This is a genomic window from Anaerolactibacter massiliensis, assembly GCF_900290205.1.
GTDB classification, from domain to species: Bacteria; Bacillota_I; Bacilli_A; order Erysipelotrichales; family Erysipelotrichaceae; genus Bulleidia; species Bulleidia intestinalis.
In genome coordinates, this window is sequence record NZ_OLMH01000002.1 from 569,334 (window position 1) to 587,515 (window position 18,182).

Sequence of the window (18,182 nt, forward strand, 5' to 3'; positions counted from 1 at the left end):
CAGATGAGACAGAACCGCATCAGAACACAGGATATTGCTGCAGCTGCTGCAATTCTTGCGATTCTGTTATTGAATCTCTGGAAAGCACATTACGGATTTCCGGCCAGAGATGAAACCTTCGTTATCTCTCTGGCTCATCGCTTCTGGCAAGGCGATCTCCCGGTCTTTCAGGAATGGAACAACTCTCAGTTCTCAGCCATCCTGATGCTGCCGTTCTTTTCCATGATTGTGAAATTCAATGGGGGCACGGAAGGAATTGTTCTGGCGTTCAGGGTCCTGTATGTCATTCTGAATTGCTGCACCGCGGTCTTTCTCTATCTGAAGACCAGAAAAAATGGCCCGGCAAGCATAGCCGCAGCTTCAATCTTCTTTCTGTTCACGTTCGGCCAGTCTATGGTTCCAAACTACAATACCCTCGGCCTGATGTGCGTGATCGTCTATTCACTGCTTCTGCTGGAGCCTGGAAAGCATCTCTGGCTTTCCTGTTTCCTGGCCGGCATTTTCTATGCTGCCTCCGTGCTCTGCACGCCTTATCTTGCATTCCTGTATTTTTTCGGAACACTGATTCTTCTGATCAGCCTGATCCGGCATTCTGAAAAACATGCATATGGAAAAAGGGCATGGCTGCCATTCACGTTAGGGGCAGTGCTTCTGGCACTGATCTATATTGTCTATTTTCTCCGGGGCGGAAGTGTCAGCGAACTGATTAGATATATGCTGCTGCCGCTTCAGTCTGATTCCACGCATACGTATACCGGCCTCGGGCCGATCATCAATATGCTTGCTCTCTGCAAGACTCTGTGGCTCGGCTCCAGGATTTCCACCGTCGTGCTGCCGCTGTATTTCATTCTGTTCCTGGTGGTTCTGAAAGACCGCAGGCATGCAAGCCGGCGCAGACGTTCTGTCTGGCTCCTGCTGAATATCGTCTTCACACTTCTTCTGATGATCGGCTATGGGGCTGAAGCAGATGGGGATTATTCGATGATTGCTTTGGCTCCCATCGGCTTCTATGTCATTCTGATCGATGCTCATGCTGATGAGATGCTGAAAAAGCTCTGGATTTCCGGTGTGCTGTATATCGTGATGATCAATCTTTCTTCTGATACGATCATCGGAGCTTCCAATCATGCCAGCACGGTTAGTGCAATTGCTTCCATCCTGCTGATTTCCGGATACCTGTCGCATACTTCCATGCATCTGAGAATTAATCCGAAGTATCTTGCTGCATGCTTATCAGTATTGCTGATCTGCTTTGAAGTCCGGGATAAGCTGACCGTGATCTTCCGGGATTTGGCTCCGTCCGAACTGGATGCAGAAATCACCGAAGGACCGGTAAAAGGAATTCTTACAACGAGTGAGAAGAAAGCAGAATATGAGCATCAGCTCTCCAGAATCCAGGAACTGAACCTGGATGATGGAAAGAAAGTATTGTTCTTTACGGATCAGTCCTGGATGTATCTCAGCCTTCAGAACAGCAGATATGGGGTTTATTCTACCTGGATGAAGCCGGAGAAAGAGGAATTCCTGACGATGCTGAGACAGTACTATGAAGAATTCCCGGACCAGATTCCGGATGCCGTCTACATGCCAGCTGGCCAGAATGGAGCTTTGACCGACGAATTCGATCAGATCATGACGTCCTGCGGATTAACGCTTCAGGATAATTCGGACGGACTCTATTACGCGAAATCAGCCAGTTAATGCTTCTTCCGATGATCGAGGAAGATCAGAAGAACCACAAGAACAGCTCCGGCAATGCTCAGCAGCTTGCCTTCCTTCAGACCATGCGGCGCAAAGGAGAAGACAATATTGTTTTCTCCTTTTTTCACGGCGATGCCAGTCATGCCGCCATTGACTTCATAGCTCTTTACCGATTCTCCATTGACGGTGACCGTCCATCCTTCATCGTAAGGAACGGACAGAACGGCAAAGCCGTCCTCTGAAGCTGTCAGCGTCGCAAATGCCTGGTTTCCTTCGGCACTTGCGTCGCTGCACTGCACTTCTTCATTCCCGATCAGGGCAGAGATTTCTTCATAGTCCTCAGCATGGCAGATCACTTTCTCGGTGATCTCTGAAGACATCGAGACCTCATAGTCGTCATACGTCATGATGCCGGTAAAAGTCTTTCCAAGATTGATGTAGTCAAGATTCAGATACAGGTCATAATCTGCATAGTGACCGATCAGCTCACCATGATTGAACGGGCAGGCAGTACCTGGAGCGACCACCGCATACTTGGTGGATACCAGGGTCATGATATCTGGATTCTGTATATCAAATGTCCATGGCAGATAATCAATGACCCGGTCTGGATCCAGCTTGATCAGATCATTCGTGCTTGCAAGATAGGTGGAGTCATAGGCTAATAATCCTTTGATATCCGCATCCAGGTTGTAATTCGTTCCCTGGCTCCAGTAAACACCGACTGGATCCACATAAGTCCGATAGAACGAGCTGGCATTGGCAGGGTCCAATGTCAGCGACCATTCGTTGTAATAGTCCTTGTTTCCCATGGATCTCGCTACCCGGTCCGCATCTTCTTTCTTCAGAGCACTCTGGGTAGGATTGCCGAAATACGTAAACGTTGCAACATAGCAGAGCTCTGCAATGACCACTGCGGTGCACATTGCCTTTCTGTTCTTTCCGATTGCATAGCAGACCAGAATCACGAACGGGATATAGCAGATCACCAATGCATAATCACTCAGGATGGAAGAAACAGAAACTTTGCAGATCAGCGCAAAGAGAATCGGCGTAGCTGCGAGCAGAATGGAGATGTTCACAGCAGTCTGCTTCAGAAGCTTCTGGTGAATCAGTTCCGGATGTTCCAGGAAGGGGAGAATCTCAGCAACTAACAGGAACGTGACATTGGCCATCCAGCGGAACGAAGGCTCGCTGAAGCCATGCATGACCGAGTTCAGAATCGGAACGATGGAGAACAGAGTGATCAGGATCAGAACACCGAGATGGAATTCTCTTTCTTTCTTCTCGGCAAACAGCTGAGGTACTAACAGGGCAGCTGCTGCACCAGCCCAGACATACATGGCCATGAGCTGATGGTTCGGAGTGTCATAGAGATACAGATCAGAAATTTCAGTGCCCCGGTAGGCAAGCATGGATACCGGCGTGAATAATCCGGAAAGATAATCGAGATACGGAACGATGCTTTCATAGATCAGAGTTGAACTTCTGGTGCCGACGCGGCTGTTGGCTAATACATTCAGCACTTCCGGAACAACAATGACTCCGCTTAACAGGAACCCTATGACGTAATATCCGATCAGCCGGAAGGCATTCTTCCATAAGCCTTTCATACTCTGATACTGCTTTCTCCATCTCCAGATGAAATACAGGATCGTGAACAGAGAAGTCATATAGAACAGGTAATAGCTGTTGAAGAACATGAAGAAGACCATGAAGATGAAGAAGCCATGTTTCTGCTCGGCAATATAGCGGTCAACAGACAGGAAATAGAGCGGGAGAAACGAGATGAAGCTGGCAAAGAACGGATCCCGCATGATCTGCAGAAGATAAGCGCTGAAAGTGAACAGCAGGGAACCTATGATCGAGGTATGTTCCGAATACCGGTTATATCTTGCATAGGCATAGAACGAGAAGCCGGCCGTCAGAAACCTGAGATAAGTCATCCAGATGATCGCATCCGTATACTTCAGATTCGTGAATGCAAAGAAATATTCCCAGAAATCATTGAAATAGAATAATTTGCTCGAATAGAAATCATTTCCGAGAAAGTTGACCCAGGACCAGTAGGGAAGCGTTCCGGTATTCTTCCACTGCGCAAGCATTGTTCTGAGGTTCTCGAAATTGCTGGAATAGATGGTCCGCATATCCCAGCCCAGAATAAAAGCAGTCCCGGTCACGAGATACGGAATAATCATTACGGCAAATATCAGAGAGATGAACAGAAACAGCTTGATCCATGCTTTACGGTCAGAACGCTTCATAGATACCTCATTTCAGACAGGAGTATTGTACAATCATCAGCGCTTTTTTCGTACTCTTACCGGGAACTTTCCAAGGAACGCTCTTCGGGTATAATGGTGGATGATGATCAGAATAGAAAAATGGAAAACATTCTTGAAGGAACTTTCGTCAGATCATAGGGTCCGCCTGTTCTTCGTTTCGGTGTTCTGCTTCGGCATTCTTGCCCATGGCATGATGATGTTCAATAAGTATTCGTTCGGAGACGATTCCTGGCTTCTCTTCAGCATCGGCTCTCTGGTTGATGTCGGCAGATGGATGCTCGGTGTGATCGGCAAGCTTTACGGCCTGATTTTCCGGAATAATTACAGTCTGCCTCTTCTGCATGTGTTCTGGACCATGGTGTTTACCGGCTTGAGCGGAAGCGTGATCATCCGGACTCTGGACTTGAAGAACCGATGGGGGATCGTCTGTCTGGCGGCAGTCATGATCGCCATTCCTTCCGTGACCGGAACGTTCGGCTATCTGTTCACTTCTGCTTATTATGCATTCGCAGCGTTTCTTGCACTGCTTTCGAGCGTAATGCTGTTTCGAGCAGAGAATCAGAAGCAGATGCTTGCGGCTGATTTTCTGCTTTGCTGCACGATCGGGATCTATCAGGCAGAAGCAGCTCTGGCGGTTTCTTTTCTGCTGATTCTGCTGCTGAAAGAATGCCTGGAAAATCGCATGAGCCGAAGGACATTTCTGAAAAGAGCAGGGATTCTGCTAGGCAGTCTTCTGATTTCTGCGGCAATGTATGCAGGCATCACAGAGCTGTTTCTGAAGGCTTTTCATATGACAATGTCTTCCCATGCCGGACTGGACCAGCTTTCTGCTTCCGCAGGTTCCAGCATGGTTCTTGGCAGGATTCTGAAAGCCTATCAGGAATTCGTGCTTCCCGCTGCGAAAGCAAGCACGAACATGTATCCCGGAAATATCAGGATTCTCTATGAAGGTCTTCTGGTTCTTGAACTTGCGATGCTTGGAAAAGAGCTCCGGAAAACCGCCAGCCATGCGCTGAATCTGGAAATTCTCCTGTTTCTTCTGCTGTTTCCGCTTTCTGTCAAGCTGATGTTCCTATTGACGGATGCTGCTTATGTGCATTCTCTGATGATGTATGCAGATATCATGGTCTTCGTTCTTGCTCTGATGCTGATAGAACGATCCTCCGGTTCTGAAGTACGTAAGGGAGCAATTTTCCTGATTGCGCTGATTTCGGTTATGTTCGTGCGTTATGACAATGTCGTATATCTGAAGACGGAGATTCAGCAGAGCCAGGCAATCAGCTACTATAGCAGTCTGATCACCCGGATCCGCAGCGTGCCAGGATATACTGATGATACTCCGGTCTGCTGGATCGGTTCCCTGAAGGAAGCAAGCGATCAGACGATTTCTGACGATCCGGAATTCAGAGAAGTGATCACCGCTCCTTATGATGAAGTCATGATCCGGGACTATGCATGGAACCACATGATGAAACTCTGGTGCGGTTTTGATCCGGAAACGGTCTCTGCAGACAGTTTTTCAGATCGAGAAGAAGTTCAGGAAATGCCTTCTTATCCTGATGATGGCAGTATCCGGATGATCGACGGAACGGTTGTTGTAAAATGTTCGGAAGAAGGGAGCTGACCGGAAACCATGAAAAAGCATGCTCTGACAGCTGAACGGATTGTGCCATGGGCAATTGTCCTGCTCTTTTTTCTCGCCTTTGCGCTGATCTCCAGATGGACTCCGGCAGCAGGAGATGACTGGGTCTATGCGGTCGGAGGCAGATATCATAATCCTCTTGTCAGGGCTGCCGAGATGTATTTCAGCTGGTCGGGCAGGTTTCTCAGCGAATTATACGGATATCTCGTGACTCCCCATAAGAACCTCTGGAATCTTCTGAATCCCTGCCTGTTCACCGGCATCTTCTGCTTGATTCTCAAGCTTGCCGAAGGAAAGACAAAAGCACATCCGATCGCCTCTGCACTGCTTCTGGCTCTGCTGGTATTCTCGGTTCCATATCGCCTGCGCATGCAGACCTATACGTGGATGATGGGAACTACCTACGTGATCCCGCTGTTTCTGTTTCTGCTGGATATGGTCCTGATGAAGGAATGGATCCTGGAAGGGAAGAACCATCTCTTCTGGTGCATTCTGCTGAATTTCTGCGTTCCGCTGTATATGGAAAACGCCGCTGCCCTGATGGTCGGGGCAGATCTGCTGATTCTGATCGATCTTTACTGGATCCGGAAAGATCCGCAGAAGAGCAGGCAGATGCTGGTGCTTCTTCTTGCAGCGGCGGCAGGGGCATGCATCATTCTGTTCTCGCCTGGGGCACATGCCCGTCTGATCGGCGATCAGGCAGCCTTCCATTCACTGAGCATTTCTCAGAAGCTTGCCCTGAACTTTCCTCTGTTTCTCGAGCATACCTATACGGATAACCGCTGGCTCATGGCAATTCTTTCGATTGTACTGATTGCAGTAATCTTCCAGAGCTCCAGAAGGATAGAGAAGCCGAAAGAAGCGGCAGTTCTGATGCTCATCTGTGCATTGTCTCCGATTCTGAATCTTGGCGGAGTGTATCTGCTGGAAACGATCGCAATGGTTCTGGTTCCTGTTCTCTATGAATCGGATTCCTTCCGGAAACAGGAGGAGCTGTTCTATCTGCTCTGTGCACTCGGGGCAGATCTGGTCATGCTCGCAAGTCCGATCTTTGACAGCCGCAGTTCTCTCTATACGGTTTTTCTGCTGTTTCTACTTGCTGAGCTTCTGTTTGAATCCGTTTCCTGTTCCCGGAAACCGGTCAGATTTCTGATCATCGGGGTACTAGGCGTTCTCTCTGTGATTCGGGGGCTGAGCTATTATCAGCTGTACCATATGGTTCATTCCATCACGATTAAGCGGAATCAGGAAATTGCGTACTATCAGACACACCCTGATGCAGGCGAAGCATGGCTGATTGCCTATCCTGACGAAAGCATTCATTCGCCCAATGTTCTGCAGGGGGATGAAACCCATGACCGCTTCTTCAAGGAATACTATTACCTGAATCAGGATCTGGAACTGAAGTTCTACTATCTGAAAGAATATACCGCGGAGCAGATCTTCGCTTCTGACTGAGGAATGATTGACTATGAATGTATACGACTGGGATGACACGATCTATCGCGGAGACTCAACCTTCGGCATGGTTGGCTATGCCTATGTTCATCGTCCCAAGACTCTGCTCAGCATTCCAAGAACCGCCATCTGCGGTCTCTTATTTGTGCTGCATCTGATGCCGAAATTGACCTTCAAGCAGAATCTCTATCATATGTTTGTATTCATTCCGGACATGGATCAGTTCATCGAGGAATATACGTCTTCGCATCTGAATCATGTCAAGCAATGGTATCTGGACCAGCAGAAGCCAGATGATCTCGTGATCTCTGCTTCTCCGGAATTCCTGATCCGGTCTTTCTGCTCCAAAATCGGTATTTCGAATGTCATGGCTTCAAAGGTAGATATGCATACCGGAAAGTATGACGGCCTGAACTGCCATGGAGTAGAAAAAGTAAGACGCTTCCATGAAGTCTATCCGGATCAGAAGGTAGAGAACTTCTATTCAGACTCCAGAAGCGATACCCCGATGGCAAAGCTGGCGGAACATGCATGGCTGGTAAACGGAGATGAACGGAGGCCGTGGAAATGAGCGTTCTCTCCATTCCTTACCTCCTTCTCTCAGGGGCTTCAAGCATTTTTATCTGGCTGTTTTCCGGTCATTCGAAGAAGATTACGGTATTCCTTGCCAATGCAGTATTCCTGTATCTGCTCGGGCTCCGTACGGCAGATGCGACCTATGTGCTGATCCTGACCGTATGGACCTGGCTCTTCGGCCTTCATGTGAAAAAGAAACCTCTCCTGGTTCTTTCCATCCTTGTTCCGGTCCTAGGTCTCTGCTTCTATAAGTACAGCAATCCGTTCACCGGTCTCTGGCTGGCCATGCCCCTAGGCATTTCGTTCTATACGTTCAAAGCCATCAGCTATCTGGCTGATCGCTATCACGGAAAGAATCGAAAAGCTTCTCTTCTTGAAGTATTTGATTATCTCTGCTTCTTTCCGGTCTTCATGGCAGGGCCGATCAATCGTTCCGAGCCTTTCTTTGAAGAACTGAATAAGCCCATGGTATTCCAGTACCGGGACCAGAAAAACGGCTGTATCCTTGCCGGACTTGGATTATTTCAGAAACTGGTCATCTCTTCCGAACTCTCGAGACAGGTGTCCTTCTATCTGAACAATGCGGATCATCCGGAACTATCCGGATGGTATACGCTGATCGGCGTAATCTTCTATGCGTTCTATATCTACGCAGATTTCGACAGCTACTCGAATATTGCCATCGGGACTGCCAGAATGATGGGGTTCCATCTGGAACGGAACTTCTTTACGCCGTATCTTTCTGCAGATATCCGGGAATTCTGGCGCAGATGGCATATCAGCCTTTCTTCCTGGCTGCGGGATTATGTCTATATTCCGCTGGGCGGAAACCGGAAAGGAAAGGGCAGAAAGTACCTCAATACCCTGATCGTATTTGCCGTTTCCGGCCTCTGGCATGGCAATACGAAGATGTTTCTGATCTGGGGACTGGGACATGGAATCCTGTCTGTTCTGGAAGATCTGATCTTTCCGAAGAAACAGAACTATCCTGTACTGGTCAGGATTCTGCTGGTGCTTCTGAATTTCAGTCTGGTCAGTCTGTTATGGATCTTCTTCCGTTCTTCTTCCGGAACAGAAGCTCTTTCCGTATTCCGCAATCTTGCTCAGGTTCCATCTTCCAGCCTTTCTTCTGTCAGTGCAGAAGGACTCGGCATCACGCAGAATGAGTTTGTGTGGGGCTTTATTCTGATAGCGATGGTGATCGTCACAGATCTTCTGCGCAATCACAGAGATATGCTCGAATGGCTGGCAGATCGGAAATTAGTTACCAGATGGGTGATCTATTTCGTGCTGATGGTCATTGCGATGATCTTCGGTGTATACGGACCGGGATACCACGCATCAGATTTTATCTATGTGACATTCTGACAGAGGAGAAGGATATGAAACAGAAGGTGATCACAGGCTTGAAGATACTTCTGAAGACTGCAGTTGCGGCAGCTCTTTTCCTTGTGACCTGGCATGGTCTGACTCCATATTTCCGGGTTGGCCGCAATACGGATGGTGATCTGTTCCGCAACCTCGATCCGGATTCCATCGATGTGCTTGCCTTAGGCTCTTCTCATATGCAGTATGCATTCAATCCGGCCGTGCTCTATCAGGAAACCGGATACTATGGCTATGTGCTCGGCTCTTCGTGTCAGCCGTTCTCCACAAGCTACTATCTGCTGGAAGAAGCCCTGAAGACCCAGCATCCTTCGGTGGTACTGATTGATGTATTCACACTCCTTCCCGGCAGTCAGGTGTGCTATGCCGATGGCATGTACTACAAAGCAATTGACATGATGAGCGGGAAGACGAGAATCGAGGCAGGAAAGCATGCGACGGATACCTTATCCAGTGACCTGCAGCTTGCCTATACGTATGACTTCATTCTGAATCATGATCACTGGAAGGACATGGACTTTTCAGATCCTGAGAGCATTCTTCAGAATGCTGAACCTGTAGAAGGGATTCACTGGGACCTCGGCTATGTGAGACAGATGCCGACGGTATTTCAGTACACTCCGGTTCAGTATCTGGAACCGGATAATCCGATTGCGCTGAGTGAGGAAGAAAAGCAGTGGATTGACAAGCTGATCGATCTCTGCAAGGAGAATGAGATTCATCTGATTTTTCTGAAGACGCCATATGACATGAGCCAGACTGATTCCAATAAGCTCTGTTCCATCTGGGCTTATCTGGAAGAAAAAGGGGCAGACTATATTGACTATGTCCGCAAAGCAGCAGATCAGGAAATTGACTGGTATCTCGATATGGACGGGGATACCTGGCATAACAATGCCTGGGGAGCAGAAATCGTTACTTCGGATCTCGGAAAATACCTGGTGGAGAATCAGCTGGTGACGAATCATCAGGATGATGAACTGTTCCGGCCCGTCGCGGAGGGTGCCGTGCGTTCCACGGCAGAGTCTCTGATGAATACGACGAATCTCAATGTCTATACCCTGATTTCCGATTCAAGGGTCTATCCGAGCACTGTTCTGCTCCGCTACCGGAAAGAAGGAAACGGACTCACGGACCTGCTTGCGTTATCTTATCTGGAAAAGCTTGGCCTGAATACGGATTTCTCATCCGACTGCTATGCGGTAATTCAGGATGGCAAAGTGCTTTCAGAAGGAACGGAACCATTTGACTATGAACTGAACGGACATACGATCTCTTTTTCAGAAGACGATATCACAATCGATGGAACCTCCGGCTATGGGACCGGGACGATGTGTCTGACCTTTGCGGCAGATGATTTCAGCTGGATCAACCCGATTCCGATCAGCTATGACCAGCATTCTTTCTGGAAAGACGGGTGCGACAGCTGGAGCTGCAGCGTTCAATGAAAGAATCAGAGAACTCTGTTATACTTAAGGCCGTCAAATCAGATGCGAGAGGCAGCAGAATGAATCAGAAAAATGTGATGTTCCTGGTGATTGACGCATGCAATGCGGATTACCTGGGGCCGAAAGACTATAAGCCGACATGCAGTCCCTTCCTGGATTCTCTTTCCAAGTGTTCTCATACCTTCAGCAATGTGTTTTCTTCTGGCCCATATACAGAAGCTGCCATGATGGAACTCATGGCAGGGTACCGCGTGCTGGATCATAACAGCTTCATCGAGAATCTTCAGTTTGCGCCGAAGACCGTTCTGGAGACGTTCCAGGACCATGGCTATGATACGTATTCGATCATCGGATGTTTCTCGGATTATATTTCCTTTTTCCGCGGTCTGGATCATCCGGCGGTCAATGCGGCTCCGTCATACCGGAATCTCTATTACGGCAGAATCCGTTTCTATCGGGAACTGTATCTGAACCATGAACTTCCGGAAGAGAAGTATCAGATCATGAAAGACCTCATGAAGCACTATTTCGAGGGCTATGAATGGTTCCTGAACGACTATCTGAACCACGGGTATGCAACGAAGTTCATTGTGCGTCCGGATCTTTCCGATGAAGGTGCGCAGGCAAAGCTGAACGGAATTCTGGAAGAACAGAGATCATTTGAATCAGATCCGGATACCTATATTGATGGCATGCTGAAGGATGGTGAAGAACACCGGCTGTTCGCACTGGAATTCGGCGGGAACTGGGTAGAGTCTGAAAAGATGCGCAATCTGATCAATGAGATGATTGACAGATATGCCGATACGATCGACCGCATGCGCAGACTTCAGATTCGCGGCAACCGGAAATATATCGGCGGCATGGTGCCCAATGCTTTCCGGCAGGCCGGGACGGCACTGAAGATGACTGGCAGGCTGATGGCAGCGCATACGATGAATATGCCGCGCTTCAAGGATGCGGTCGGCATGCCGGTGCTGGAACTATCCATCTACACGGATTATGTTCTGAACAATGTTCTGAAGAAAGACATCAATTACCGCAAGATCAAGACCGGCCCATGTGCGAAGGATATGTATGATCATTTCCTGGACTGGTATGATACGCAGTATACGCATGAGAAGCCTTTCTATGCTTATATCCACATCGATGATATTCATATGAATCCGGTTCCGTTCTCCTTCACGGAAGACCGGGAGCTGCTGGACAGAGAATTTGCGTATATGAAGCAGTATGTGGATTCTCTCGATGACCGCTATCATGGCAATATCATGTATGACGTCGGCATCCATCATGTAGATGAGAAGATCCGGCTGTTCACGCAAGAGCTGAAGAAGCGCGGGATTCTCGAGGATACCGTGCTGATTGTCACGGCGGACCATGGCTACTATTATTCCTACAATCATTTCCGCAAGGATTCGATCGGCAATCTGTACCGCGAGAATTTTCATATTCCGCTGATCTGGCATGAGCCTGGTCAGACGGTTCCGACGGCAGATTCTGCTTTTCATGCGGAACGTGACATCCCGTATACCTTGATTGAGAGTCTTGGCATGAAGCCGGATGAAAGCTGGCAGGGAAAGAATCTGTTTACTGCCGAAGGAAGACCATGCATCCTTTCCGAATACCCGGGCAGAGGATCTCCTGACATGGATCTGAAGCAGCTGTATTTCGGCTGCTACGACGATTCCTGGAAGATCGTCGTCAAGGCTTATCTGAAAGAAGAGCTGAACGAGCAGAATATCACAGAGATCTACGATGTCCGCAAGGACCTCTTTGAGGGAAATAATCTGAAGAATGGCTCCTATGACCGCGATCATGTTCAGAAGCTGTTTGAGGTCGTGAAGAAGAGGTTCCGGGAACTGAAACAGGAATATGCGGGGCTGCTGAAATGAGCGATCTGAAATTCAGCGTGGTCATTCCGGTCTATAACTGTGAGGATACGATCCGTTCTTGTCTTGACAGTATCTTACTTACCAACCAGGCAGAACTCGAGGTCGTTGCCGTAGACGATGGGTCTTCGGATCAGAGCGGAGCAGTTCTGGATCAGTATGCCAGGAAGGATCCCCGGCTTCATGTGATTCACCAGAATAATATGGGCAACTCCTTTTCCAGAGATACTGCAGTTCAGAATACGACCGGGGATTATATCCTGTTCGTTGATGCAGATGATGAACTGGAGCCGCATGCGGTTGATCAGATTGCAGGATTTCTGAAGGACCTGCCGGACATTCTGATTTTCGGCTTCACGAGCGTCTTCACGGAAGAACATTACAGCGTGAAAAAGCAGATGCCGGATCGCACTTTTTCTGATGCGAAAGAAGCAGCAGTCTTTCTGCTGGAACAGGGGGGATTCAACCTGCTCTGGAATAAGTGCTGGAAGGCATCTCTGATCCGCAGCTATCATGATTTTCCCGCCATGAAGACAACCGGTCAGGATTTCATCTTCAACTGCCATGTATTTCCGCGGGCGGGTTCGGTGATCAGCTGCAGTCGCCTGTTCTATCGGTATGAGAAACGATCCCGGGAAACCATGGTCACCAGGTATCTTCAGGATGGCTATGGAAATCTGAAGCGCAAGGAAATTGCCCTGGAAGAAATGCTGCATCAGTTCACCGATGTTCCGGAACAGGTACTTGCGGACTATATGATCCGGGAATATGAAGTCTATACCATCAATCTGTTTTCTCCGAAGTGTCCTTTATCGGCGGCGGAAAAGAAGGAGGAAATCAGAAAGCATATTCTGTCTGAACCAGCATTCAGCAGAATCTGCATGGCGCATCCGATCAGCAGATATTCGGCGTTATTCCAGAGAACCGTGAAAACCGGAAATGCCGGAACGATCGTACGGGTCTATTCCGCGCTGTGCTGGTTCCGGGATTCCTGTGCTCCTGTCTACCGCAGAGTGCGCAGAATGGTGAATTCATGACGTGAATCGTCCGTAGGAAAAAACTCATTTTTGATATACTATTATCCGGATATGGAAGAAAAGACTTTGATCACGGTAATCATACCGGTCTATAACATCCAGGAATATATCGGCGCATGCATGAAGAGTGTGCTTGCCCAGACTTACCGGAATCTTCAGATTCTTGCGGTCAATGACGGCAGCACGGATCATTCCCGGGAGATTCTGGAGAAATATGCCTCTGAGGATTCCCGGATCACGATTCTGGATCAGAAAAACGGCGGCTTGTCTGATGCGAGAAATTACGGGCTGACGAAGGCAGAAGGAGAGTTTGTCTGCTTTGTTGACGGGGATGATACGATTGCTCCGACATATGCAGAAGATCTGCTGCTGATGGTTCAGAGCCTGACTGCGGATATTGCGGTCTGCGATATGGAATATCACTATGAAGACGGAAAGACGGAATTCTCTTCCGGCGGCACGTTCAGCCATACCAATGCGATCAACTGGCCGGAGCTCGTGCTGATCAATAACAGTGCATGCAATAAGCTGTACCGGACGTCCTTGTTCCAGGATCTGCAGTTTCCCAAAGGTAAATTATATGAAGACCTTGCTACGGTTCCTTCGCTCTTATACAGTGCATCCCTGGTGTCCAAGGTGAATAAGCCGCTTTATTTCTATCGCCAGAGGAGCGGGAGTATCCGCCATACCAGCATTGATGACCGGATTTTCGACATCTATGATGCGATTGATCGCAATAAGGGATATGTCATTGCCCATGGAAATGATCCTGAAGTGCTGGAGCAGCTGAATCATCTGTATGTGATTCATGGTCTGGATGCGATTACCCTGAAGATCAAGGATGCTGAAGACAAAGAGAAGCGAATCCCGTATCTGAAGAAGAATATGGAGATCCTGAAACAGGAGTATCCGGACTTCATGAAAGATCCCTATGTGAAGAAAGCCGGATTCCGGAAGAAGATCATCTACAATTTCCTCGCTGAGGGAAACTATAAAATGGTATTGCGACTGTATGACCGATAAGAAATCTATTCTGTTTGTAAATGACGAAATGCGCATGGGTGGGGTTGCCCGGGTGCTGAATACGCTGATGGCGGCATTGCCGGCGGATCAGTATGACATTGACCTGCTTGTGCTGCATCGAAGAGGGATGCTGCTGGAGGAAGTTCCTTCCAATGTCCATATCATCGAGGGAACTTCTTTTTTCCGTCCGGTGGATGAATCCCTCGATCAGCTTGTCTCTTCCAGGGACTGGCCGGAGACTGCTGCCAAGCTCCGTCTTCTGTTCTATATGAAGACGGGTCTCATCTGGAACAAGATCCGGGAAGAACGCAAACGAATGCTGCATAAGCAGTACGACGTCGAAGTCGCAGCTAAAGAAGGCTTCTGCACGATTTTCACGGCTTGCGGAGATTCGAAGCGGAAGATCAACTGGGTTCTGACGGATTACAGCGTCTGCAATTATTCCAGAAATCATATGCCGCTTGTTCAGAGAGCGCTGAAGCATATCGATCTGAATATTGCTGACTCCGAGAAAGCACTGATAGCGTATGAGACCGTATTTCATGTATCCAACGGCATTACGATTCATAACCTCATGGATACCAAGAGGATCGAGAAATGCCTTTCTGAAAGCAAGGGAGAAGAAATCAGCGGAACCGATGGTCCGAATCTGATCTCCGTCGTCCGCTTCCACCCTCAGAAGTCCGTGGACCGTCTTCTGATTGCAAGTGACCTTGCCTACCGCAAGGGGCTTCATCATACGCTTTATCTGATCGGAGGAGGGGAAGAAGAGGAGAAGCTTCGCAATCTGGTGAAAGAACGTGACATGCATCATGTTGTCTTCCTCGGCTATCAGGCAAATCCATATGGTGATATGGCAAAGGCAGATCTCTTTGTGCTGCCGAGTCTCTATGAAGGCTTTGCAACAGTGATCAGCGAGAGTCTGATCGTCGGTACGCCAGTGCTTACCACGGATGTTTCGGGCTGTCATGAGCAGATCGTGAAACCAGAACAGGGATGGATCGTCAAAAACAGCCAGGAAGGACTGAACCACGGCCTGGAAGAGGCATTGCGTGATCCTGAACGGCTGAAGAAAATGAAAGAACAGCTGAGATCCTATCATTACCCGAATGAGGAGATTCTCAGGCAGTTCATGAAGGTGCTCTGATATGCGCAGAATATTCACGGAAAAACTGCTTCACCGCCTGATTCTGATCCTGATCGTGATCCAGCCGATCATCGATCTTGATTATCTGGCTTATGACTTTCTGGATTCCTACGGGCTGCCGCGTCCGGCAACGATCATTCGCTTTCTGATCATTCCAGCATTGACAATCTGGTCGTTCTGGCTGCGGGAGAAACACAAGAAGCGCACCTTCGTGCTTGCCTTGATCTATTGCATTGCCTTTCTTGCCTATTTCTATCTGCACTGCCGTCAGGCAGAAGCCCTGTATCCGCGCCTGGATCTGACGGAGAACTTCCGATTTGACAGGTGGCAGGAACTGACCTATGTTCTGACTTTAGTGCTGCCGTATGCCGCCGTATATTTCATCTATCATGAACACTTTGACGCGAAAGAACTGCGCTCCATGGTGCTTTTTCTGAGCGGCATCATCAGTATTCCAATCCTGATCGGCGATCTGTATGTCTTTGCGGACAGCACCTATTACGGAAAGACCGTAGGCAATGTGTTCAGCTGGTTCAGCGGCATCTACAGGTGGTATCATCCGCGGACCCTCGCTTCGAAGTTCTTTTTCAATGAAGGCAATACGATCGGCATCCTGCTCTTCATGATTCTTCCGCTGATGTACTATTTTTTCGCTTCTGCAGAGACAAAGAAAGAGCGGAAGAAGATTCTGTTCCTGATTGTGGTTCAGAGCATTGCCATGCAGATGCTGGCAACCAGAGTCGCCACCTACGGGGCAGTCATGATGCCGCTCATCTTTTCGGTTTTCTATTTCTTCGATGCAAAGATTCTGAAGAAGAGAACATTAGAAAAGAATATTCTGATTTCTTCTATTGTGATTGCTGCAGTATTCGGGGCAATGCTCAACTGGACCCCGGCAGTTCAGAACCAGAGAGTTGATGCAAAGAATGATACGGCACTGCTTCATAACGGCGCCATCCAGTTTGCCGCAGATGAGCTGAAGAATGCAGAAGACCTTGTTCCTGGTTCCGAAGAATACATCAACTTCTATGTCTATGCTTTTGAAACCTACGGAATCAATGCCAAATATATCCAGTCGGTTCCGTCCATGTACTATACGGAGTACTACAGCTACCAGCATGATCCCAAGTTCTGGTTTGATGTATGCATGATGCCGGTATTCGACCGGGTCAACGGAAGACAGATCGAAACGATCTTCTTCAATTACAAATACCAGAACCTGAAGTCTCTCGAAAAAGTATTAGGCATGGGCTACAGCACCTTCATGAATGGTTCCATCGTTCTGGAACGTGACTTTGTCATGCAGATCTATACGCTCGGATATGCCGGAGAACTTCTATGTGTTGTTCCGTGGATCCTGATCTGCCTGTATGGACTGGTGATGTTTATCCGGTACTGGAAAAAACTCCTCAATCTGGAAAATATGATGCTGATTGTTTCACTTGGGGCAGGACTTGGCTCTGCATATCTTTCCGGGCATATGCTCGATCAGTTCATCACGACGATCTTCCTTGCACTGATTGTCGCGGTTCTTCTGAACCGGGTTCAGGAGGCCCGCAAGGCATGACTGCGGTATCGGTGATCGTGCCTTGCTACAACTGCGAGAAGACGGTAGAGAGAACATTAGACAGTCTGCGCAATCAGACTTTAAAGGATCTGGAAATCATTGCGATCAATGACGGCTCTGAAGACAGCACATTATCTGTACTTCAGAACTATCAGAAGAGCTATCCTGATCTGAACCTGAAGGTTTACAGCAAACAGAATGAAGGAATTGCCGAAGCGAGGAACTTCGGTCTTTCCAAAGTGACCGGAGAGTATTTCGGCTTTCTGGACAGCGATGACTATGCTGAGTCTTCCATGTTTGAAGATCTTTACCGCAAAGCAGTTTCAGAGAATCTCGAACTGGTGATTTCTGACTTCTGGTGGGAAAACTCGAAAGGGCAGAAGCTTCAGAAAGAAGGCCCTTACGAAACTGGACCAGACATGATGGTTCAGCTTTTTGCGGTACTCTGGAATAAGCTCTACCGGACTTCCTTCATCCGTTCTTTAGATATCTCTTTTCCGAAAGGGGATCGCTATGAGGATGCATGCTTTCTGTACTGTCTGACCTGCAGACTTTCTAAGATCGGCTTTGTCGATCAGCCTTATGTACATTATGTGCAGCAGGAGAAGAGCATCACGCATACGAACAATGATCAGGTCAAGAATATGATCGAGGTTTTTCAGATCATTCAGAAGTACTACCGGGATCATGGCTTCTATGAAGAATACCGGGATGCCCTGGAATACATCCATATCAAGTTCTTCTTAGGAAACAGTTTCCTGAGAAGTTCAAAGATTGAGGATAAAAAGGATCGGGAAAGAACGATCCGCATGGGCTGGGATCTTCTGAATACTTCCTTCCCGGACTGGCATCATAATCCGTATCTGAAGAGCCTCGGCGGGATGAAGAACCGCTATTTCTCCATGGTCAATGAACATAATCTGATGTTCTTTGCATGGCTCTTCCGGCATTTCAAGAAAGACAATCTATGAGATCCGATTATTCTGAAGGTTAATGAAACTTTAAGAATCCTTTCTGCTG

At 48.2% G+C, this 18,182-nt stretch carries 13 protein-coding genes; 12 read left to right on the plus strand and 1 reads right to left on the minus strand.

The window, feature by feature from the left end; genetic code table 11:
* Positions 1-3: 3 nt before the first annotated feature.
* Entirely contained in the window at positions 4-1,701 is a 1,698-nt protein-coding gene (locus C7E00_RS06285; protein WP_105303482.1) for a hypothetical protein, read from the plus strand.
* Here C7E00_RS06285 and C7E00_RS06290 read toward each other — a convergent pair.
* Complete coding sequence (locus tag C7E00_RS06290; RefSeq protein ID WP_105303483.1) at positions 1,698-3,965, minus strand: YfhO family protein; 2,268 nt, start codon at positions 3,963-3,965, stop codon at positions 1,698-1,700. The two genes, C7E00_RS06285 and C7E00_RS06290, sit on opposite strands and share 4 nt — an antisense overlap.
* 133 nt (positions 3,966-4,098) lie before the next feature.
* On the opposite strand from C7E00_RS06290, the gene C7E00_RS06295 reads away from it, so the two are divergent.
* The 11 genes from C7E00_RS06295 to C7E00_RS06345 are packed head-to-tail and all read left to right on the plus strand — an operon-like array spanning position 4,099 to position 18,133.
* Positions 4,099-5,610 (plus strand): glucosyltransferase domain-containing protein, encoded by a 1,512-nt coding sequence (locus C7E00_RS06295; protein ID WP_167836493.1) that lies wholly within the window; start codon positions 4,099-4,101, stop codon positions 5,608-5,610.
* A 9-nt stretch (positions 5,611-5,619) separates the two neighbouring features.
* Positions 5,620-7,086 (plus strand): DUF6056 family protein, encoded by a 1,467-nt coding sequence (locus tag C7E00_RS06300; protein ID WP_105303485.1) that lies wholly within the window; start codon positions 5,620-5,622, stop codon positions 7,084-7,086.
* Positions 7,087-7,099: 13 nt separating this feature from the next.
* Entirely contained in the window at positions 7,100-7,657 is a 558-nt protein-coding gene (locus C7E00_RS06305) for a haloacid dehalogenase-like hydrolase (protein ID WP_105303486.1), read from the plus strand.
* Complete coding sequence (locus C7E00_RS06310) at positions 7,654-9,030, plus strand: MBOAT family O-acyltransferase (protein ID WP_105303487.1); 1,377 nt, start codon at positions 7,654-7,656, stop codon at positions 9,028-9,030. Before C7E00_RS06305 ends, C7E00_RS06310 begins: the two co-directional genes overlap by 4 nt.
* 14 nt (positions 9,031-9,044) lie before the next feature.
* Complete coding sequence (locus C7E00_RS06315) at positions 9,045-10,496, plus strand: hypothetical protein (protein ID WP_105303488.1); 1,452 nt, start codon at positions 9,045-9,047, stop codon at positions 10,494-10,496.
* Positions 10,497-10,555: 59 nt separating this feature from the next.
* The gene (locus C7E00_RS06320; protein ID WP_167836494.1) at positions 10,556-12,391 is read left to right on the plus strand and encodes a sulfatase-like hydrolase/transferase; all 1,836 of its coding nucleotides are present in this window, start codon (positions 10,556-10,558) and stop codon (positions 12,389-12,391) included.
* Positions 12,388-13,425 carry a glycosyltransferase family 2 protein gene (locus tag C7E00_RS06325; protein WP_105303490.1) on the plus strand — a complete coding sequence of 346 codons (1,038 nt, stop codon included), beginning with the start codon at positions 12,388-12,390 and terminating at the stop codon, positions 13,423-13,425. The genes C7E00_RS06320 and C7E00_RS06325 overlap by 4 nt, the downstream gene beginning before the upstream one ends.
* 30 nt (positions 13,426-13,455) lie before the next feature.
* Entirely contained in the window at positions 13,456-14,448 is a 993-nt protein-coding gene (locus tag C7E00_RS06330) for a glycosyltransferase (RefSeq protein ID WP_135358177.1), read from the plus strand.
* A complete protein-coding gene (locus C7E00_RS06335; protein ID WP_105303492.1) occupies positions 14,438-15,595 on the plus strand; it encodes a glycosyltransferase in 1,158 nt (385 codons plus the stop codon). Before C7E00_RS06330 ends, C7E00_RS06335 begins: the two co-directional genes overlap by 11 nt.
* Position 15,596: 1 nt before the next feature.
* Entirely contained in the window at positions 15,597-17,162 is a 1,566-nt protein-coding gene (locus C7E00_RS06340) for an O-antigen ligase family protein (protein ID WP_105303493.1), read from the plus strand.
* Positions 17,159-18,133 carry a glycosyltransferase family 2 protein gene (locus C7E00_RS06345; protein ID WP_105303494.1) on the plus strand — a complete coding sequence of 325 codons (975 nt, stop codon included), beginning with the start codon at positions 17,159-17,161 and terminating at the stop codon, positions 18,131-18,133. Before C7E00_RS06340 ends, C7E00_RS06345 begins: the two co-directional genes overlap by 4 nt.
* Positions 18,134-18,182: the final 49 nt, after the last annotated feature.

What these genes read in the sequence shown, in the direction of transcription:
- C7E00_RS06285 (WP_105303482.1), top strand. Translation starts at nt 4, where the DNA reads ATGAGACAGAACCGCATCAGAACACAGGATATTGCTGCAGCTGCTGCA.
- C7E00_RS06290 (WP_105303483.1), bottom strand. Translation starts at nt 3,965, where the DNA reads ATGAAGCGTTCTGACCGTAAAGCATGGATCAAGCTGTTTCTGTTCATC.
- C7E00_RS06300 (WP_105303485.1), top strand. Translation starts at nt 5,620, where the DNA reads ATGAAAAAGCATGCTCTGACAGCTGAACGGATTGTGCCATGGGCAATT.
- C7E00_RS06305 (WP_105303486.1), top strand. Translation starts at nt 7,100, where the DNA reads ATGAATGTATACGACTGGGATGACACGATCTATCGCGGAGACTCAACC.
- C7E00_RS06310 (WP_105303487.1), top strand. Translation starts at nt 7,654, where the DNA reads ATGAGCGTTCTCTCCATTCCTTACCTCCTTCTCTCAGGGGCTTCAAGC.
- C7E00_RS06315 (WP_105303488.1), top strand. Translation starts at nt 9,045, where the DNA reads ATGAAACAGAAGGTGATCACAGGCTTGAAGATACTTCTGAAGACTGCA.
- C7E00_RS06320 (WP_167836494.1), top strand. Translation starts at nt 10,556, where the DNA reads ATGAATCAGAAAAATGTGATGTTCCTGGTGATTGACGCATGCAATGCG.
- C7E00_RS06325 (WP_105303490.1), top strand. Translation starts at nt 12,388, where the DNA reads ATGAGCGATCTGAAATTCAGCGTGGTCATTCCGGTCTATAACTGTGAG.
- C7E00_RS06335 (WP_105303492.1), top strand. Translation starts at nt 14,438, where the DNA reads ATGACCGATAAGAAATCTATTCTGTTTGTAAATGACGAAATGCGCATG.
- C7E00_RS06340 (WP_105303493.1), top strand. Translation starts at nt 15,597, where the DNA reads ATGCGCAGAATATTCACGGAAAAACTGCTTCACCGCCTGATTCTGATC.
- C7E00_RS06345 (WP_105303494.1), top strand. Translation starts at nt 17,159, where the DNA reads ATGACTGCGGTATCGGTGATCGTGCCTTGCTACAACTGCGAGAAGACG.